The 15,318-nt window shown below is 70.3% G+C and carries 13 protein-coding genes and 2 tRNA genes; 8 read left to right on the top strand and 7 right to left on the bottom strand.

The window, feature by feature from the left end; translation table 11 throughout:
• Positions 1 to 23 precede the first annotated feature (23 nt).
• The 4 genes from gyrB (at position 24) to PV682_RS31330 (ending at position 5,925) form a co-directional block, all read left to right on the top strand.
• On the top strand, positions 24 to 2,087 hold the full coding sequence (gyrB, locus tag PV682_RS31345; protein ID WP_319735151.1) for a DNA topoisomerase (ATP-hydrolyzing) subunit B: 2,064 nt from the start codon (positions 24 to 26) through the stop codon (positions 2,085 to 2,087).
• A gap of 42 nt (positions 2,088 to 2,129) precedes the next feature.
• Positions 2,130 to 4,703: a DNA gyrase subunit A gene (gene gyrA, locus PV682_RS31340; RefSeq protein WP_319735150.1), complete on the top strand. Its 2,574-nt coding sequence runs from the start codon at positions 2,130 to 2,132 to the stop codon at positions 4,701 to 4,703.
• Between the two features lie 19 nt (positions 4,704 to 4,722).
• Positions 4,723 to 5,721: a DUF3566 domain-containing protein gene (locus tag PV682_RS31335; protein ID WP_407705772.1), complete on the top strand. Its 999-nt coding sequence runs from the start codon at positions 4,723 to 4,725 to the stop codon at positions 5,719 to 5,721.
• A 130-nt stretch (positions 5,722 to 5,851) separates the two neighbouring features.
• Positions 5,852 to 5,925 (top strand) — tRNA-Ile (locus tag PV682_RS31330).
• Positions 5,926 to 6,112: 187 nt separating this feature from the next.
• Here PV682_RS31330 and PV682_RS31325 read toward each other — a convergent pair.
• The 3 genes from PV682_RS31325 to PV682_RS31315 all read right to left on the bottom strand — a co-directional run bounded on the left by PV682_RS31325 (position 6,113) and on the right by PV682_RS31315 (position 7,419).
• Positions 6,113 to 6,445, bottom strand: a complete 333-nt coding sequence (locus PV682_RS31325) for a winged helix-turn-helix domain-containing protein (protein WP_319735149.1) — start codon at positions 6,443 to 6,445, stop codon at positions 6,113 to 6,115.
• Positions 6,442 to 6,915, bottom strand: coding sequence for a hypothetical protein (locus tag PV682_RS31320; RefSeq protein ID WP_319735148.1), 474 nt, complete (start codon positions 6,913 to 6,915; stop codon positions 6,442 to 6,444). Before PV682_RS31320 ends, PV682_RS31325 begins: the two co-directional genes overlap by 4 nt.
• Before the next feature lie 159 nt (positions 6,916 to 7,074).
• Entirely contained in the window at positions 7,075 to 7,419 is a 345-nt protein-coding gene (locus tag PV682_RS31315) for a DUF6344 domain-containing protein (protein ID WP_319735146.1), read from the bottom strand.
• Between the two features lie 328 nt (positions 7,420 to 7,747).
• On the opposite strand from PV682_RS31315, the gene PV682_RS31310 reads away from it, so the two are divergent.
• Both PV682_RS31310 and PV682_RS31305 read left to right on the top strand, forming a co-directional pair.
• Positions 7,748 to 7,876 carry a DLW-39 family protein gene (locus tag PV682_RS31310; protein ID WP_003999697.1) on the top strand — a complete coding sequence of 43 codons (129 nt, stop codon included), beginning with the start codon at positions 7,748 to 7,750 and terminating at the stop codon, positions 7,874 to 7,876.
• 141 nt (positions 7,877 to 8,017) lie between these two features.
• A complete protein-coding gene (locus PV682_RS31305; RefSeq protein WP_319735145.1) occupies positions 8,018 to 9,493 on the top strand; it encodes a hypothetical protein in 1,476 nt (491 codons plus the stop codon).
• Here the strand turns inward: PV682_RS31305 and PV682_RS31300 are convergent.
• Positions 9,457 to 11,016 carry a serine/threonine-protein kinase gene (locus tag PV682_RS31300; RefSeq protein ID WP_319735143.1) on the bottom strand — a complete coding sequence of 520 codons (1,560 nt, stop codon included), beginning with the start codon at positions 11,014 to 11,016 and terminating at the stop codon, positions 9,457 to 9,459. The two genes, PV682_RS31305 and PV682_RS31300, sit on opposite strands and share 37 nt — an antisense overlap.
• A gap of 264 nt (positions 11,017 to 11,280) precedes the next feature.
• Entirely contained in the window at positions 11,281 to 11,829 is a 549-nt protein-coding gene (locus PV682_RS31295; RefSeq protein ID WP_010353434.1) for a helix-turn-helix domain-containing protein, read from the bottom strand.
• Between the two features lie 179 nt (positions 11,830 to 12,008).
• Between PV682_RS31295 and PV682_RS31290 the strand changes: the two genes are divergently transcribed.
• Together PV682_RS31290 and PV682_RS31285 are read left to right on the top strand one after the other, a co-directional pair.
• Positions 12,009 to 12,081, top strand: a tRNA-Ala gene (locus PV682_RS31290).
• 195 nt (positions 12,082 to 12,276) lie between these two features.
• On the top strand, positions 12,277 to 14,133 hold the full coding sequence (locus tag PV682_RS31285) for a tyrosine-type recombinase/integrase (RefSeq protein WP_319735142.1): 1,857 nt from the start codon (positions 12,277 to 12,279) through the stop codon (positions 14,131 to 14,133).
• 79 nt (positions 14,134 to 14,212) lie between these two features.
• On the opposite strand, the gene PV682_RS31280 is transcribed toward PV682_RS31285, so the two are convergent.
• Both PV682_RS31280 and PV682_RS31275 read right to left on the bottom strand, forming a co-directional pair.
• Entirely contained in the window at positions 14,213 to 14,908 is a 696-nt protein-coding gene (locus PV682_RS31280; protein WP_319735141.1) for a hypothetical protein, read from the bottom strand.
• A gap of 44 nt (positions 14,909 to 14,952) precedes the next feature.
• On the bottom strand, positions 14,953 to 15,246 hold the full coding sequence (locus PV682_RS31275; RefSeq protein ID WP_319735140.1) for a hypothetical protein: 294 nt from the start codon (positions 15,244 to 15,246) through the stop codon (positions 14,953 to 14,955).
• Positions 15,247 to 15,318 lie beyond the last annotated feature (72 nt).

Below are 15,318 nucleotides of genomic sequence, written 5' to 3'. Positions count from 1 at the left end.
CAACCTGCCGAGGAGTCTGGCTCGTGCTGTGCCAGAAAGGGCGCTTCGTGGCCGATTCCGGCAACCCCAACGAGAACATCCCGTCCACCGGCGCGGGCGCGAACGGCGAGGTCACCGCCTCGTACGACGCCAACGCCATCACCGTCCTCGAAGGGCTGGACGCGGTCCGCAAGCGGCCCGGTATGTACATCGGCTCGACCGGTGAGCGCGGTCTGCACCACCTCGTGTACGAGGTCGTGGACAACTCCGTCGACGAGGCCCTGGCCGGGCACGCGGACACCATCGACGTCACGATCCTGCCCGACGGCGGGGTCCGCGTCGTCGACAACGGCCGCGGCATCCCGGTCGGCATCGTGCCGTCCGAGGGCAAGCCGGCCGTCGAGGTCGTGCTGACGGTGCTGCACGCGGGCGGCAAGTTCGGCGGCGGCGGCTACGCGGTCTCCGGCGGTCTGCACGGCGTCGGCGTCTCGGTCGTGAACGCCCTGTCGTCGAAGGTCGCCGTCGAGATCCGCACGGACGGCCACCGCTGGACGCAGGACTACAAGCTCGGCGCGCCGACGGCCCCGCTGGCCAAGCACGAGGCCGTCGCGGAGACGGGCACCTCGGTCACGTTCTGGGCGGACCCGGACATCTTCGAGACGACCGTCTACTCCTTCGAGACGCTCTCGCGGCGCTTCCAGGAGATGGCGTTCCTCAACAAGGGCCTGACGATCAAGCTCACCGACGAGCGCGAGTCGGCGAAGGCGACGGCCGGGGCGGACGAGGCGGGTGCGGACGAGAAGGACGAGGTCAAGACCGTCACGTACCACTACGAGGGCGGCATCGTCGACTTCGTGAAGTACCTCAACTCCCGCAAGGGCGACGTGGTCCACCCCACGGTCATCGACCTGGAGGCGGAGGACAAGGAGAAGAGCCTCTCCCTCGAAGTCGCCATGCAGTGGAACAGCGGCTACAGCGAGGGCGTCTACTCCTTCGCCAACATCATCCACACGCACGAGGGCGGCACCCACGAGGAGGGCTTCCGCTCGGCGCTCACCAACCTGATCAACAAGTACGCGCGCGACAAGAAGCTGCTGCGCGAGAAGGACGACAACCTCACGGGCGACGACATCCGCGAGGGTCTGACGGCGATCATCTCGGTGAAGCTGAGCGAGCCGCAGTTCGAGGGCCAGACCAAGACCAAGCTGGGCAACACGGAGGCCAAGACCTTCGTGCAGAAGGCGGTCTACGAGCACCTCAACGACTGGCTGGACCGCAACCCGGTGGAGGCCGCGGACATCGTCCGCAAGGGCATCCAGGCGGCCACCGCGCGCGTCGCCGCCCGCAAGGCGCGCGACCTGACGCGCCGCAAGGGCCTGCTGGAGTCGGCGTCGCTGCCGGGCAAGCTCTCCGACTGCCAGTCGAACGACCCCACCAAGTGCGAGATCTTCATCGTCGAGGGTGACTCCGCCGGCGGCTCCGCGAAGTCGGGCCGCGACCCGCAGTACCAGGCGATCCTCCCGATCCGCGGCAAGATCCTGAACGTCGAGAAGGCGAGGATCGACAAGATCCTCCAGAACCAGGAGATCCAGGCGCTGATCTCCGCGTTCGGCACCGGCGTGCACGAGGACTTCGACATCGCGAAGCTCCGCTATCACAAGATCATCCTGATGGCGGACGCCGACGTCGACGGCCAGCACATCAACACCCTGCTGCTGACCTTCCTGTTCCGCTTCATGCGGCCCCTGGTCGAGGCCGGGCACGTCTTCCTGTCCCGCCCCCCGCTGTACAAGATCAAGTGGGGCCGCGAGGACATCGAGTACGCCTACTCCGACCGCGAGCGCGACGCCCTCCTGGAGATGGGCCGCCAGCGCGGCAAGCGCGTGCGCGAGGACTCGATCCAGCGCTTCAAGGGTCTCGGCGAGATGAACGCCGAGGAGCTGCGCGTCACGACCATGGACCAGGACCTGCGCGTCCTCGGCCAGGTCACCCTCGACGACGCCGCCCAGGCCGACGACCTCTTCTCGGTCCTCATGGGCGAGGACGTCGAGGCCCGCCGCGCGTTCATCCAGCGCAACGCCAAGGACGTCCGCTTCCTCGACATCTGAGTCGGTCTCAGCTGACCGCGACAGAAGGGATCTTCACCAGCAATGACCGACGAGAACACCCCTCAGACGCCTGAGGACGGCACCGTCCGCATCGAGCCCGTCGGGCTCGAGACGGAGATGCAGCGCTCCTACCTGGACTACGCGATGTCCGTCATCGTGTCCCGCGCGCTGCCCGACGTCCGTGACGGCCTCAAGCCCGTACACCGCCGCGTCCTGTACGCCATGTACGACGGCGGCTACCGGCCCGAGAAGGGCTTCTACAAGTGCGCCCGCGTCGTCGGCGACGTCATGGGCAACTACCACCCGCACGGCGACTCCTCGATCTACGACGCGCTGGTGCGCCTCGCGCAGCCGTGGTCGATGCGGATGCCGCTGGTCGACTCCAACGGCAACTTCGGTTCCCCGGGCAACGACCCGGCCGCCGCCATGCGGTACACCGAGTGCAAGATGATGCCGCTGTCCATGGAGATGGTCCGCGACATCGACGAGGAGACCGTCGACTTCACGGACAACTACGACGGCCGCTCCCAGGAGCCGACCGTCCTCCCCGCCCGCTTCCCGAACCTGCTGATCAACGGTTCGGCGGGCATCGCGGTCGGCATGGCCACCAACATCCCCTCGCACAACCTGCGCGAGGTCGCGGCCGGCGCCCAGTGGTGCCTGGAGCACCCGGACGCCTCGCACGAGGAGCTGCTGGACGCGCTGATCGAGCGCATCAAGGGCCCCGACTTCCCGACCGGCGCCCTCGTCGTCGGCCGCAAGGGCATCGAGGAGGCGTACCGCACCGGGCGCGGCTCCATCACGATGCGCGCGGTCGTCGAGGTCGAGGAGATCCAGAACCGCCAGTGCCTGGTCGTCACCGAGCTGCCCTACCAGGTCAACCCGGACAACCTCGCGCAGAAGATCGCCGACCTCGTCAAGGACGGCAGGATCGGCGGCATCGCGGACGTCCGTGACGAGTCGTCGTCGCGCACCGGCCGGCGCCTGGTCATCGTCCTCAAGCGGGACGCGGTCGCCAAGGTCGTCCTGAACAACCTCTACAAGCACACCGACCTCCAGACGAACTTCGGCGCGAACATGCTGGCGCTCGTCGACGGCGTGCCGCGCACCCTCTCGCTGGACGCGTTCATCCGGCACTGGGTGACCCACCAGATCGAGGTCATCGTCCGCCGGACGAACTTCCGGCTGCGCAAGGCCGAGGAGCGGGCGCACATCCTGCGCGGTCTGCTCAAGGCGCTCGACGCGATCGACGAGGTCATCGCGCTGATCCGGCGCAGCGAGACCGTCGACATCGCGCGCACGGGCCTGATGGACCTGCTCACGATCGACGAGATCCAGGCCAACGCGATCCTGGAGATGCAGCTGCGCCGCCTCGCGGCCCTGGAGCGGCAGAAGATCATCCAGGAGCACGACGAGCTCCAGGTGAAGATCACCGAGTACAACGAGATCCTCGCCTCGCCGACCCGCCAGCGCGGCATCGTCAGCGAGGAGCTGGCCGCGATCGTCGAGAAGTACGGCGACGACCGCAAGACCATGCTGGTGCCCTACGACGGCGACATGTCCATCGAGGACCTGATCGCCGAGGAGGACATCGTCGTCACCGTCTCCCGCAGCGGCTACGTCAAGCGGACCAAGACGGACGACTACCGGGCGCAGAAGCGCGGCGGCAAGGGCGTACGGGGCACGAAGCTCAAGGAAGACGACATCGTCGACCACTTCTTCGTCTCCACCACCCACCACTGGCTGCTGTTCTTCACGAACAAGGGCCGCGTGTACCGCGCCAAGGCGTACGAACTCCCCGACGCCGGCCGGGACGCGCGCGGGCAGCACGTCGCGAACCTCCTCGCCTTCCAGCCGGACGAGGCCATCGCCGAGATCCTCGCCATCCGCGACTACGAGGCCGCGCCGCACCTGGTGCTCGCCACGAAGGCGGGTCTGGTGAAGAAGACGCCTCTGAAGGATTACGATTCGCCGCGCTCCGGCGGGGTCATCGCGATCAACCTGCGCGAGCGGGAGGACGGTTCGGACGACGAACTGATCGGCGCGGAGCTGGTCTCCTCGGACGACGATCTGCTCCTGATCAGCAAGAAGGCGCAGTCGATCCGGTTCACCGCCACCGACGACACCCTGCGTCCCATGGGCCGCGCGACCTCGGGTGTGAAGGGCATGAGCTTCCGCGAGGGCGACGAGCTGCTCTCGATGAATGTCGTGCGACCCGGTACGTTCGTGTTCACCGCGACAGACGGTGGGTACGCGAAGCGAACCAATGTCGACGAATATCGCGTCCAAGGGCGTGGGGGCCTCGGAATCAAGGCCGCCAAGATCGTCGAGGACCGGGGTTCGCTCGTCGGTGCGCTGGTGGTCGAGGAGACCGACGAGATCCTCGCCATCACGCTCGGCGGCGGTGTGATTCGTACGCGAGTCAACGAGGTCAGGGAGACGGGCCGTGACACCATGGGCGTCCAACTGATCAACCTGGGCAAGCGCGATGCCGTCGTCGGCATCGCCCGTAACGCCGAGGCGGGGCGCGAGGCGGAGGAGGTCGAGGGCGACCTCGACGCCGAACCCACCGCAGCGGCCGGCACGGACGAGGGCGACGGGCCCTCGGCCGAGTAGCACCGAGGAGAGAGTCATCGTGAGCGGAGCCACGGGCGCCGGTACGTCCACCGGACCTGCCGGTACATCCGGTACTTCCGGGTCTTCCGGGTCTTCCAGGCCAGAGAAGGACGGCGGCGGTCGTGGCTCCGCCGCCGACTCCCCCGTAGCGGGGGGTGCGGCGGGGGGCAGTGACCCGCGTGACTCGCACACGACGCAGCTGAAGGCGATCAAGCCGGACACCGAGGCGCCGGGGACCGGGGAGTCCGGGGCCTCAGCGGCCGGTGCGCCGGCCGGGGGCGGCGCCTCCGCCAAGGGTGGTCGCGGCAAGGGCGCTCAGCGCGGCTCTGGCGGCTCCGCGGGCAACGGGCGGGGTGCGCAAGGGGGTTCGGGGTCCGCGGGGGCTCAGGCGGGCCTCGCGGGCGCCGGTGCCTCCGGGGGCCAGGGCGGTCAGCAGGGCCGGCGCGACGGCTCGGGCGGCCGGTCCGCCGGTGCTTCCGGGGGCGCCCAGGTCGGGCACCAGCAGACCTCCTCGCCGCTGCCCGGTGAGCGGCGCCAGGACCAGCAGGGTTCCGTGCCGTACCACCCGCCGCAGGCGTACGCCGCCGAGGAGACGGCGCCCGACGGTGTCGTCCGGCGGCCCCGGACCGGTGCGCGGACCGCGCCGCGGGTGCGCAAGGCGCGGCTGCGGGTCGCCAAGGCCGACCCCTGGTCCGTGATGAAGGTCAGCTTCCTGCTGTCCATCGCGCTCGGGGTGTGCACGATCGTCGCCTCGGCCGTGCTGTGGATGGTCATGGACGCGATGGGGGTCTTCTCCTCCGTCGGCTCCACGATCTCCGAGGCGACCGGGTCCAACGAGTCCAACGGGTTCGACCTCCAGTCCTTCCTGTCCCTCCCCCACGTCCTGATGTTCTCGACGGTCATCGCGGTCATCGACGTCGTCCTCGCCACGGCGCTGGCGACGCTCGCCGCGTTCATCTACAACCTCTCCGCCGGGTTCGTGGGCGGGGTCGAGCTGACGCTCGCCGAGGACGAGTGAGCCGGGAACGGCTCTGGTGACCTGCGGTGAAACCCCGTGGGCCGGGGCCGTCCCAACCGATTTTGGGACTGCCCCGGTCGTGCGCTAACCTTCAGGAGTCAGCGCGCGGGACACACACCGCAAGCGCGGCGGGGCTATAGCTCAGTTGGTTAGAGCGCATCCCTGATAAGGATGAGGCCACAGGTTCAAATCCTGTTAGCCCCACATCGTCGAGAAGGCGTCTCCCTCCGGGAGGCGCCTTTTTCGTGTTCGGTGGTTTTTTGGGCAGCAAAAAGACCCGGTCGCTGGCGACGGGGGATGCACCAGCGACCGGGCTATGGCCAAGGCTAACAAGGGTGTTGGGGGCGGTGGGGGGTGACTGCGCGGACGGAGTGGGGTTATGTGAGCGGGATCACTCTTGGGGTGTCAAGTCGGCGCCTTGCGCGCGGGCTTGGGCGGCGATCTGTTGGAGGGCTTCGAGGTGGGCCTCCAGGCGGGTGCGGCCCTCGGGGGTGAGGGAGAGCCAGGTGCGGGGGCGTTTGCCGACGAAGCCCTTGCGGGCCTTCACGTACTGGGCCGCCTCCAGTGCCGAGACCGTCTTGCTCAGCGCGGAGTCCGAGAGGGCCAGGGCGTCCCGGGTGGTCCTGAAGTCCGCCTCCAGGCAGCCGGAGAGGAACGCGGCCAGGGCGAGGCGGGTGGGGTGCTGGACGGTGGGGTCCAGGCGCGGGGGCTCGCCGGTGCTCATGCCGTCGGCCTCGTGCGCGCGCGGTCCCTCGGCTTTGTGCGCGCGCGGTGCAATTGGAGCCAGGTCAGGGCGCCCTGGGTGATGCCGAACACGGCGAGGGCGGCGGGGGTGTTGATGGCGAAGGCCGCCACGACGGCCGCGGCGGTGGAGAGCAGGGCCGGGGAGTGCCGGAGCCACCTCTCCCGCGCCGTCCCCGTGGGCCACAGGAGGACGCCGCCCGCCCGCGCGTTGGCGACGAACAGGGCGAGGAAGCCGAGGAGGCACGCCACGGACGCCAGCATCAGGGCGACGCTCGGGTGGTCCTGGGTCGTGAGGAGCGCGAGGCCCGTGAAGCCCGCGGCGTAGAGCAGGCCCGCGGCCGGGGGGTGCCAGGCGGGGACCCTGCGGGCGTCGACGGCCGCCGTGCGCGCGCTGCGGGCTGCGGCCAGGGCGGCTTCCGCTGCCGCCGGGGTGGGGAGGTCCGTCGTCATGCGATCAGCGTGGCAAGTACTTTCCTGCTTGGCAAGTACTTTCACTCGAAAGGGTCTCGGGCGGGCACGGCGAAGGCCCGGGGCTCGTGGGAGCCGCCGGGCCTGGCGTGCGGGGCGTACGCAAGTCCGCCGTCACTGCGGTGAGGGTGCGCGGGAGGGTCAGCGCTGGAGGGGGGTCTCCGTGTCCGCCGCGGGGCAGTCCGGGGCGGTCTCGGTGAGGGGCTCCGCGTCCGTGCGCGGGAGGCGGCGGCAGTTCGGGGACTTGCCGTGGGCCTCGGCGCGGATGCGCTGCTTCATCGTCGGGGGGAGGGAGCGGACGTGGGACCAGTCCCAGAGCGGGGGTTCCACCGTGGCCGTCGGCGCCGTCGCGGTCGTGTTGCGCGTCGGCTCGGTGTGGGCTACCGCGGGGGCGGCCGTCGTCGTGATGAGGCCGAGGGCCGTGAAGAGGGACAGGAGGGCGGTGACGATCGTCGTCCAGAGCTTGGTGACCTGCGTGCGGGCCATGGCCCCTCACTTTCGGGTTGGGCGGATTTGCGTACTTTCCTCATGATGTGTATGTCGGGCGTCGAATCACGGACCGACGCACGCGGCGTGGCGATGTTCAGATGAACACCACCCGGATGGGTGCATGAGGGACGGAAGGGGCGAAAAGTGACCGTCCGTGGGGGTGTGATCACCCTCCGATCGGACCGGGAGCGTGCGCCCGCGCGGGGCGTCTACTCGGCGGTACCGAGCGGTAGTTGGGCGCCCGGGGAGGTCACCGATCGGTCTCGGCCGGTGTGTATAGTCGGGCGCCAGAGGTCCCCTACGTCAAGAAAGACGAGGTCGCGCGGTGAAGAAGCTTCTCCTGGTCGCACTGGCCGCCATCGGCGGGCTCCTCGTGTACCGCCAGATCCAGGCGGATCGCGCCGAGCAGGATCTGTGGACGGAGGCGACCGACTCCGTGCCCACGGGTTCGTGACTGCCGATTCCCAGAACTCCAACAGACCCCGGCCGTGGACGCGGTCGGGGTCTTGCGTTGTCCGGCGGCCGGGCGTGAGGGTTTCGACCTACAGCGACTTTCGACCGACAGCGGCTTCGGTGCGGTGAGCGAGGGGGCGGGATGGGACCGGCGGGTTCGGCGGCGCGGCGGTGGGCGGTCGTGGGGTGGGTGACGGGGCTGGCGCTGGCCGCGCCGGGTGCGGTGGCCCGGGCCGCCGAGGCGCCGGCGTACGCGTACGACGCCGGGGCGCGCGTCGTCAACGCGGCGAGCGCGACCAGTGACGCCGTACGGCTGGAAGCGGGGGGTGTGTACCGGAGCGGGCTCGTGGGGCGGGGGAAGGCGTACTTCAAGGTCGAGCTGGACGCGCGGACGACGACGTACGTGTCCGTGACCGCCGTGCCGGGGGACGGGGAGGAGCTGTCGTTCAACGACGGGGTGAAGGTCGCGCTCCAGGACGCCAACGGGCTCACCTGCTCCAGTGATTCCGTGACGTTCGGGTCTGTCGTCGGGGCTCGGCCGATCACCGCTTGGGCGGTGCGGGAGGTTCGGGCGGGGCGGTCGGTGTGCCAGGACGCGGGGACCTATTACGTGGTGGTGGAGCGGGCTGGGGAGGGGGGTCGGGGGGCGGCTGGTCCTTCTGGGGAGGGTGAGGGTGAGGGAGGGGCGGGTGACGCGTTCGGGTCGTCTTCCGGGACGCCCTCCGGGGCTTCCGGGTCCTCTGAGTCGCCTTCGTCGCCGGGTTCCTCCTTGGCGGGGGATGGCGGGTCCTGGGGGCTGGAGGTGGCTGTCGTCGGGGAGCCGCCTGTGGGGCGGGGTGGTGCCACTGTGGCGCCCAAGGGGTGGAGTTCGGCCACGCCTTCTCCGCTGGAGGGGGAGCCGCGGAGGCTGCCCGGTGGGGCCGGGTTCGCCACCGCCACGGACCTGGAGCAAGGGGCCTGGCGGGACGACATCCTGCCGGGGCAGACCCTGTTCTACGCCGTTCCCGTCGAGTGGGGGCAGCAGGTGTACGTCGCCGCCGAGCTGGGGAGCGGCGGTGACGGGTCCGGGTACGTCGCCTCCGCGCTCGACGTCACCCTCTACAACCCCGTCCGCGCCAAGGTCGACGACCTGCGGTTCGGGTACGACGGGGAGCAGAAGGCGGGTTCGCTGCGGCCCCTCGCGCCCGTCGCGTACGCCAACCGGTACTCCGCGAACGAGGCCGTCAGCGGGATGCGGTTCGCCGGGGGGTACTACCTCGCCGTCCATCTCTCCGCGCAGGTCGGGGAGAAGTTCGGGGACTCGGCGTACGGGGTGACGCTGCGGGTCCGGGTCGAGGGGGCTGTGCGGGGCGGGCCCGGGTACCGGGGGGAGTCCGTGCCGGGTGGGCTGTTCGGGACCGGGAGCGGGGGTGCCGGTGGGGGTGCGCCTTCGAACTCCGGGGAGACCAGGGCCGCCGGGGCCGAGGAGGGTTCGGGCGGGGGCGTGGCCATGGTCGCCGTCGCCGCGGGCGGGTTCGGGGCGGGGACCCTCGTACTCGTCGTCCTCGGTGTGTGGACCTTCGTCGGGCGGCGGCGGGCCGGTCAGATGCGGGTCAGGGCCCAGAAGCCGATCGCGTAGCAGGTCAGGGCGAAGAGGAGGAGGGGGACCGCGATCCTGCGGGGCGGGCCGGAGCGGGGCGCCGCGCGGCTGTGGCGGGCGGTGGGGGGTGCGGGGGACGGGGTCGGGTGGGGGCGCGTCGTGTAGGTCGCCGTGGAGGCGGTGTCGGGGGTGCCGGGGGTGTGGGGGGTTCGGGGCAGGGCGTACGTGGTGGGGTCGTACGGGGGTGGTGGGGTGGTGTGGACGGGGGCGAAGGCGGGGTCGTGGGGCTGGTGGTGGGTGGTCAGTGGGGGTGGGAGGTGGAAGCTGCCCGTGTCCGACATCGTGGGGGTCGGTGTGGGGGTGTGCGGGTGCGGGGTTGCCTCGGGTGGGGTGGAGGCGGGGGGTGTCGCCGCTGGGCCCCAGCCGGCCTGGACCGAGGCCGTCGGGGTGGGGCCGGGCCAGGTGGGGTGGGGGGCCGTGCCGGGCCAGGTGGAGGTGGGCGGGGTGTCGGGGGGTGGGGGTGTGGGGTGGGTGGTCGGCTTCGGGGGGACGGGGGATGGGGTGGGGGCGGCGGCTTCGGCGGCGTACCCCTCGTACCCGTCGTATCCCTCGTACCGGGGTTCGCCGTACGACTGGCCGGTGTACGACGGGCCCGTGCCCGTTCCTGTCGTGTTCAGGGCTGTCGATGTGGGGCCCTCGGGGGTGAAGCCCTTGGGGAGGGGGCCCAGTTGGTCGAAGATCTCGATGGACTCGTCGTCCGGGGTGGGGGTGAGGAGTTCCGTGGCCGTCAGGAGGGCCTTGCGGGCGCCTGTGGCGGTGCGGAAGCGGGACGTGGGGTCCGGCTGGAGGAGCGAGGCTATGACCTGCCAGAGGGGCTCGGGGATGCCCTTGGGGGCGCCCGGGGTGCCGTGCTCGGCGAAGTGCTGGATGAGGGCCTTGGCGTCCGGCTTCGTACCCTCCAGGAGGTACAGGGCCACCAGTCCTACGGCGAACAGGTCGGCCGGGAAGTCCGGGTCGGCGCCCAGGAGTTGCTCGGGGGCGATGTAGCCCGGGGTGCCGACGACGAGGTTCGTGTCGGTGAGGCGCGGCTCGCCCAGGCGCATCGAGATGCCGAAGTCGGACAGGCGCAGGCGCGGGCGCGCCGTACCCGTCGCCTCCAGGAGGATGTTCGCCGGTTTGATGTCGCGGTGGACGACGCCCTCGGCGTGGACGGCGGCGAGGCCGGCCAGCAGCTGGTCGACCAGGACGCAGACGAACGGCGGCGGGAGGGGGCCGTAGTCGCCGATCAGGTGGACCAGGGAGCCGCCCGAGACCAGGTCCATCGTGAAGAGGACCTTGTCGTCGTCGGCGGCCCAGCTCGCCGGGGCGAGGACGTTCGGGTGGTCGATGCGGAGCGCCTGTTCGCGGACGAACCTCAGCAGGGAGTGGGCGTCGCTCTGCTGGAGGACCTTGGCGGCGACGTACCGTCTGCGGCGGTGGTCCCAGGCGCGCCAGACCGCGCCGACCCCGCCGCGGCCGATCGGGTCGACGAGTTCGTAGCGTCCGGCGAAGACCTCACCCATGCTGTGCACCCATGCTGTGTGGCGCTCCTCCCCCTGCGGTTGCCCCTGGGCGGGGCGATGTCGCGCTGTGCCGTTGTCCGGTCACTCCTTTTTACGTCGTGTCCGCGCCCCGCTCAGGGTTTCGCCCCGGGTTTTCTCCGGGTTGTGTCCCGCGGTGGTTCGGGTCCCCCGTGATTTGCTGCTGTTCGCCCTCGATGAGGGTGTTTCCCCCGTGGAACCGGCCGGGCCCGTTCGCCGAACCCCCTTCGGCGCGCGGGCCGTCGGTCAGTTCTGGTGGGACTGGTAGTGCGTCACCGCGTCCGACGTGCGGCCCGCGCCGTAGACCCGGAGGAACTCGGCGAGTTCCGGGTGGGTCGGGGCGAGGGTGTCCGCCGCGTCGATGATGTCGCCGGCGGCGGCGACCGAGCGCAGCAGGGACTGGATCTCCCGGACCACGCGCTTGACGGTGGGAGCACCTGAACTGCTCGTCGTCTGCGTGGTGTTGCTGAGCACGGAGCCTCCCTGCGAACGCTTGATCTCGTCCATCCGCTGGGTCGCCTCGGCGGCGCTGACGCTGCCGTCCGCGACCTGGGCGGCGAGATCTTGCAGCAGCTGTACGCGCTGCACGACCGCCGGGTTGCCGATCTTCGCGCGCTGTCCGCTCATCAGCTGGGACAGCATCGGGGCGGAGAGCCCCAACACCCCTGCGAGACGAGCCTGGTTGAGACCAAGATCGTCGATGAGCTTGCGGAAGAGCGCCCCCAGCGGCTCTCCGTACCAGTTCCGCTGGAGCTCCCGCGCTCTCGCGGTCGCTTCCTGTTGTGCGGCGTCCATTCGCGTCTCCCCATCGCTTCCCCAGAAAACCGCGGTTCGCTGTAGCGAACCACGTCCGAGCATCTTACGGAGAGTGGTCGGTCGCGGGGACCCCCAATCTTTTTGCGGGATCAGGGGGGTGACCCGGTAGTCTGGTCCTCGACGTCCCCCGGTGCGTGGTTGGTGGTGGGGGTGTCTTCGGGGCCTTAGCTCAGTTGGTAGAGCGCCGTCTTTGCATGGCGGATGTCAGGGGTTCGACTCCCCTAGGCTCCACATCTTTGGACCCCCTTTGACCTGCGGAAACGTGGGGCGGAGGGGGTCTCTTGTCGGTTCTGATGGGCACGGGGTGGGCACATGGGGCTGATCGCGGTCCTGGCGTCCTTTGCTGGGTCGGAGCCTCGTGGGTACGCGTGGGGAGTCCGCACGCTCGTGTGATTCCTTCCCGGTGTCTTACCTACCGTCCGGCCCATGGCGTACATCGAGACCAAGGCGAGGAAGGGCGAGGAGTCCAGCTACATCGTCCGCTGGCGGGCCGGAGGGGCACGGGCGGGCAAGCGGGAGTCGGAGTTCTTCGACGACAAGGACGCGGCCACCAAGTTCCGGGATCTCGTCAACGGGTTCGGGCAGCAGTGGCCGCCGGGGTGGATACGGGGGCAGGGGTTCGTCGCTGATGTGCGGTCGGCGGAGGAGATGTTCGAGCCGTTCGCCATGAAGCAGATCAGCTTGTTGACAGGGGTCCAGGGAGACACCCGGGCGAAGTACCGGCGGCTGGTCGAGCGGAACATGTCGCCGTGGTTCAAGAGCTACTCGGTGCGCGACGGGGAGGGCGGGATCAGCCGGGAGATGGTCCAGCAGTGGGTCAACGACCTCGCGGCGGGGAAGGCCGCGCCGCTCGATCCGGCGGACCACCGGCCCCGTACGAAGTACAAGCCGAAGACGATCGGCAACCAGCACGGGTTGCTCCACACGATCCTCCAGGCCGCGGTGGATGCCGAGCCGCAGCTCCGGGCGACCAACCCGTGTGCCTTCACGCGGCTTCCGCGTCTCGACGGGGAGCAGGTCGAGGAGGAGATGGTCTTCCTCGAACGGGAGGAGTACCGGTGGATCTACGAGTGCATGGCCGAGGACGCGAAGGATCTGGCCGACACGCTCGCGGAGACCGGTGTGCGGTGGGGTGAGGGGACCGCGCTTCAGCCGCGTGATCTGCGGCGGCGTAACGGGCGGCCGGCTGTGCGGGTGCAGCGGGCGTGGAAGCGGGACGAGGACGGGAAGCCGTATCTCGGGGCGCCGAAGACGAAGAGGAGCCGGCGCACGATCGTGATCACCTGGAAGCTCGACGCGATGCTGCGGCGGCGGGCGAAGGGGAAGGCGCCGGACGCTCTGCTGTTCACCGGGCCGGAGGGTGGGCGGTGGGACGCGGGGACGTTCCGGCGGCTGCGGTGGTTGCCCGCGATCGAGCTGGCGGCGGAGAAGCTCGGGCTGATCAAGCGGCCCCGGATTCATGACCTGCGCCACTCGCATGCGGCGTGGCTGATTGCGGCGAAGGTGCCGTTGCCCGCGATCCAGGCCCGGCTGGGGCATGAGTCCATCACCACCACCGTGGACCGGTACGGGCATCTCCTCGACGCTCTCGACGACGAGGTCATGGCCGCCGTCGCGTGGGCCATGGACCCTACCGCGCCGCTGCCGGGGTTCCATGCGCAGACCGGACTCGCCGGTACGGGGAGCTGGCTTCTTCCGCTGCCGCCGCGCGAAGGCGCTGTGCCGCCCGAAGCCTACTGGGAGGCCGACGACGAGGTTCCGTCGGTTCCGGACGGGCCTGTCTTCGTCGTCACGTTCGACGGCCGCGAGGTCCCCTTCGCCGACCGGGACCACGCGCAGCTGGTCGCCGACCGGTGGAACGACGACCACGCCGGGGAACTGGACGCGCTGCGCGCTGACGGGTGGCCGGAGGAGAAGGTCGTCCGGCGGGGAGCGGCCGGGCCTGAGGAACGGGCGCGGTGGAACGGTGGCGGGTCTGTCTGGACACGGGTTCCGGACCGGCAGTTCGTCCACTACGCCATGGCGTCGTACACCGGGGACGGCTCGCCGGCGTTCACGCCGTTTCCCGTGACGGGGCGGTGGACGTGGGAGTTCGAGGGCGACAGCTACACCGCGAAGGCGGCTGAGTACCGGATCGAGCGGCGGCCTCGCGGGACGATCGAGACGCAGGTTCGCGGAGTCAGTGAGGAAGCCGTCGCGGCGTCGTCTCTGGTGGCGCGGGCGGAGGTGCTCAAGATCTGCTCGCAGGGGCCGAGTGCCGAACCGGGTGGCTCCGGGAAGTGACAGACGAATGGCCCCTTCCGCTCGGGCGAGCGGAAGGGGCCATCTTCGTGTCCGGCGGCTCATGCGCGTGGGCGGAGCATCACGTTGCGGTCTCTGTGCCCATGTGGAAGAGGACCGCAGCGGCCTTGTGGAGGCTGTCCGCCAGGGTTCGGGCGTCGTTGCGTGCTTCGCCGAAGTGCTTCAGGGCCTCGGCGGTCGCGTTGCCCGGGGAGGTGGCGTCGTCCATGCGGATCAGGCCCTTGGCCAGGTGGTGGCGGATCGCGGTGGACAGGTGGTCGAGGGTTTGCGGGAGGCGGTCGATCACCTGTGTGAGGGGCTGGGCGACCTCGCTGACGTGTGGCGGGTAGCGGAGCGCCGTCGGGGTGGAGAGGGCGTGGTTGACGTTCCTCATCGCGGTTGCGGCGTCAGTGGCGAGTTTGGCCGCGGACCTCTCCGATGCGCTGACGTTGTCCAGGGCGGGGTCGTTGTCGTAGGTGATGGGGTGGCAGACGGTCTTCCACTGGTCCGGGAGGTCGCCCTCCGTCCAGCCGTTGACGGTGTCCGGCTTGAAGCGTTCGACGGGGTCTATGAGGTAGCCGGCTTCCACCAGGCGGTGACCGGCGGAGGCTGCGGGGAACGGGCGGTGCGCGGGGCCGAGTTCGCGGTGGGCGAGGGTGCGGAGGGGAGGCGGCTCTGTGTCGTAGGCGCTGTTCGTCCTGGCCGGGGACACGACCATGAGGAACCAGCGGTCGTCGAGGACGTAGGCCAGGGCGCGGTGTTCGGGCGTGGCGGTCATGGTGGGCTTCTCCGGGGAGACGTGAGTAGGGCGGGTCAGGGCGGTCACCAGAGGCTCAGTGGTTTGCCCGCCGTGGCCGCGATGTGGATGTGGCGGGCGATCTCCGCCGCGGGTTCCTTGAGGGCAAGACCGGTGCGGATCGCGGCGCCGATGGCGCGGGAACGGCCGGCCGGGCCGCGCAGGTCTGCCAGGGGGCTGGCGGGGTTGCGGCGGCGGGTCAGCCATTCGGTGCGGTTCTCCGCGGGGGTGCCGAGGCGGAGGTGGGTGGGCTGCTGGCAGGAGTGGTTGTCGCAGGTGTGGCAGACGGTGGGGGGGCCTTTCCCCTTGGGCGTGGACACCTTGGACACTGGACCTTGAGGGTCCAGAGGAAGAGATGTCACGCATGGTGATGAAGGTGTATTCGGCGGAGT

Origin of the sequence: Streptomyces niveiscabiei (genome assembly GCF_033794345.1) — a bacterium.
GTDB classification, from domain to species: Bacteria; Actinomycetota; Actinomycetes; order Streptomycetales; family Streptomycetaceae; genus Streptomyces; species Streptomyces niveiscabiei.
The sequence above is the reverse complement of the archived record's forward strand: the minus strand, read 5'-3'. Positions and strand labels throughout refer to the sequence as shown.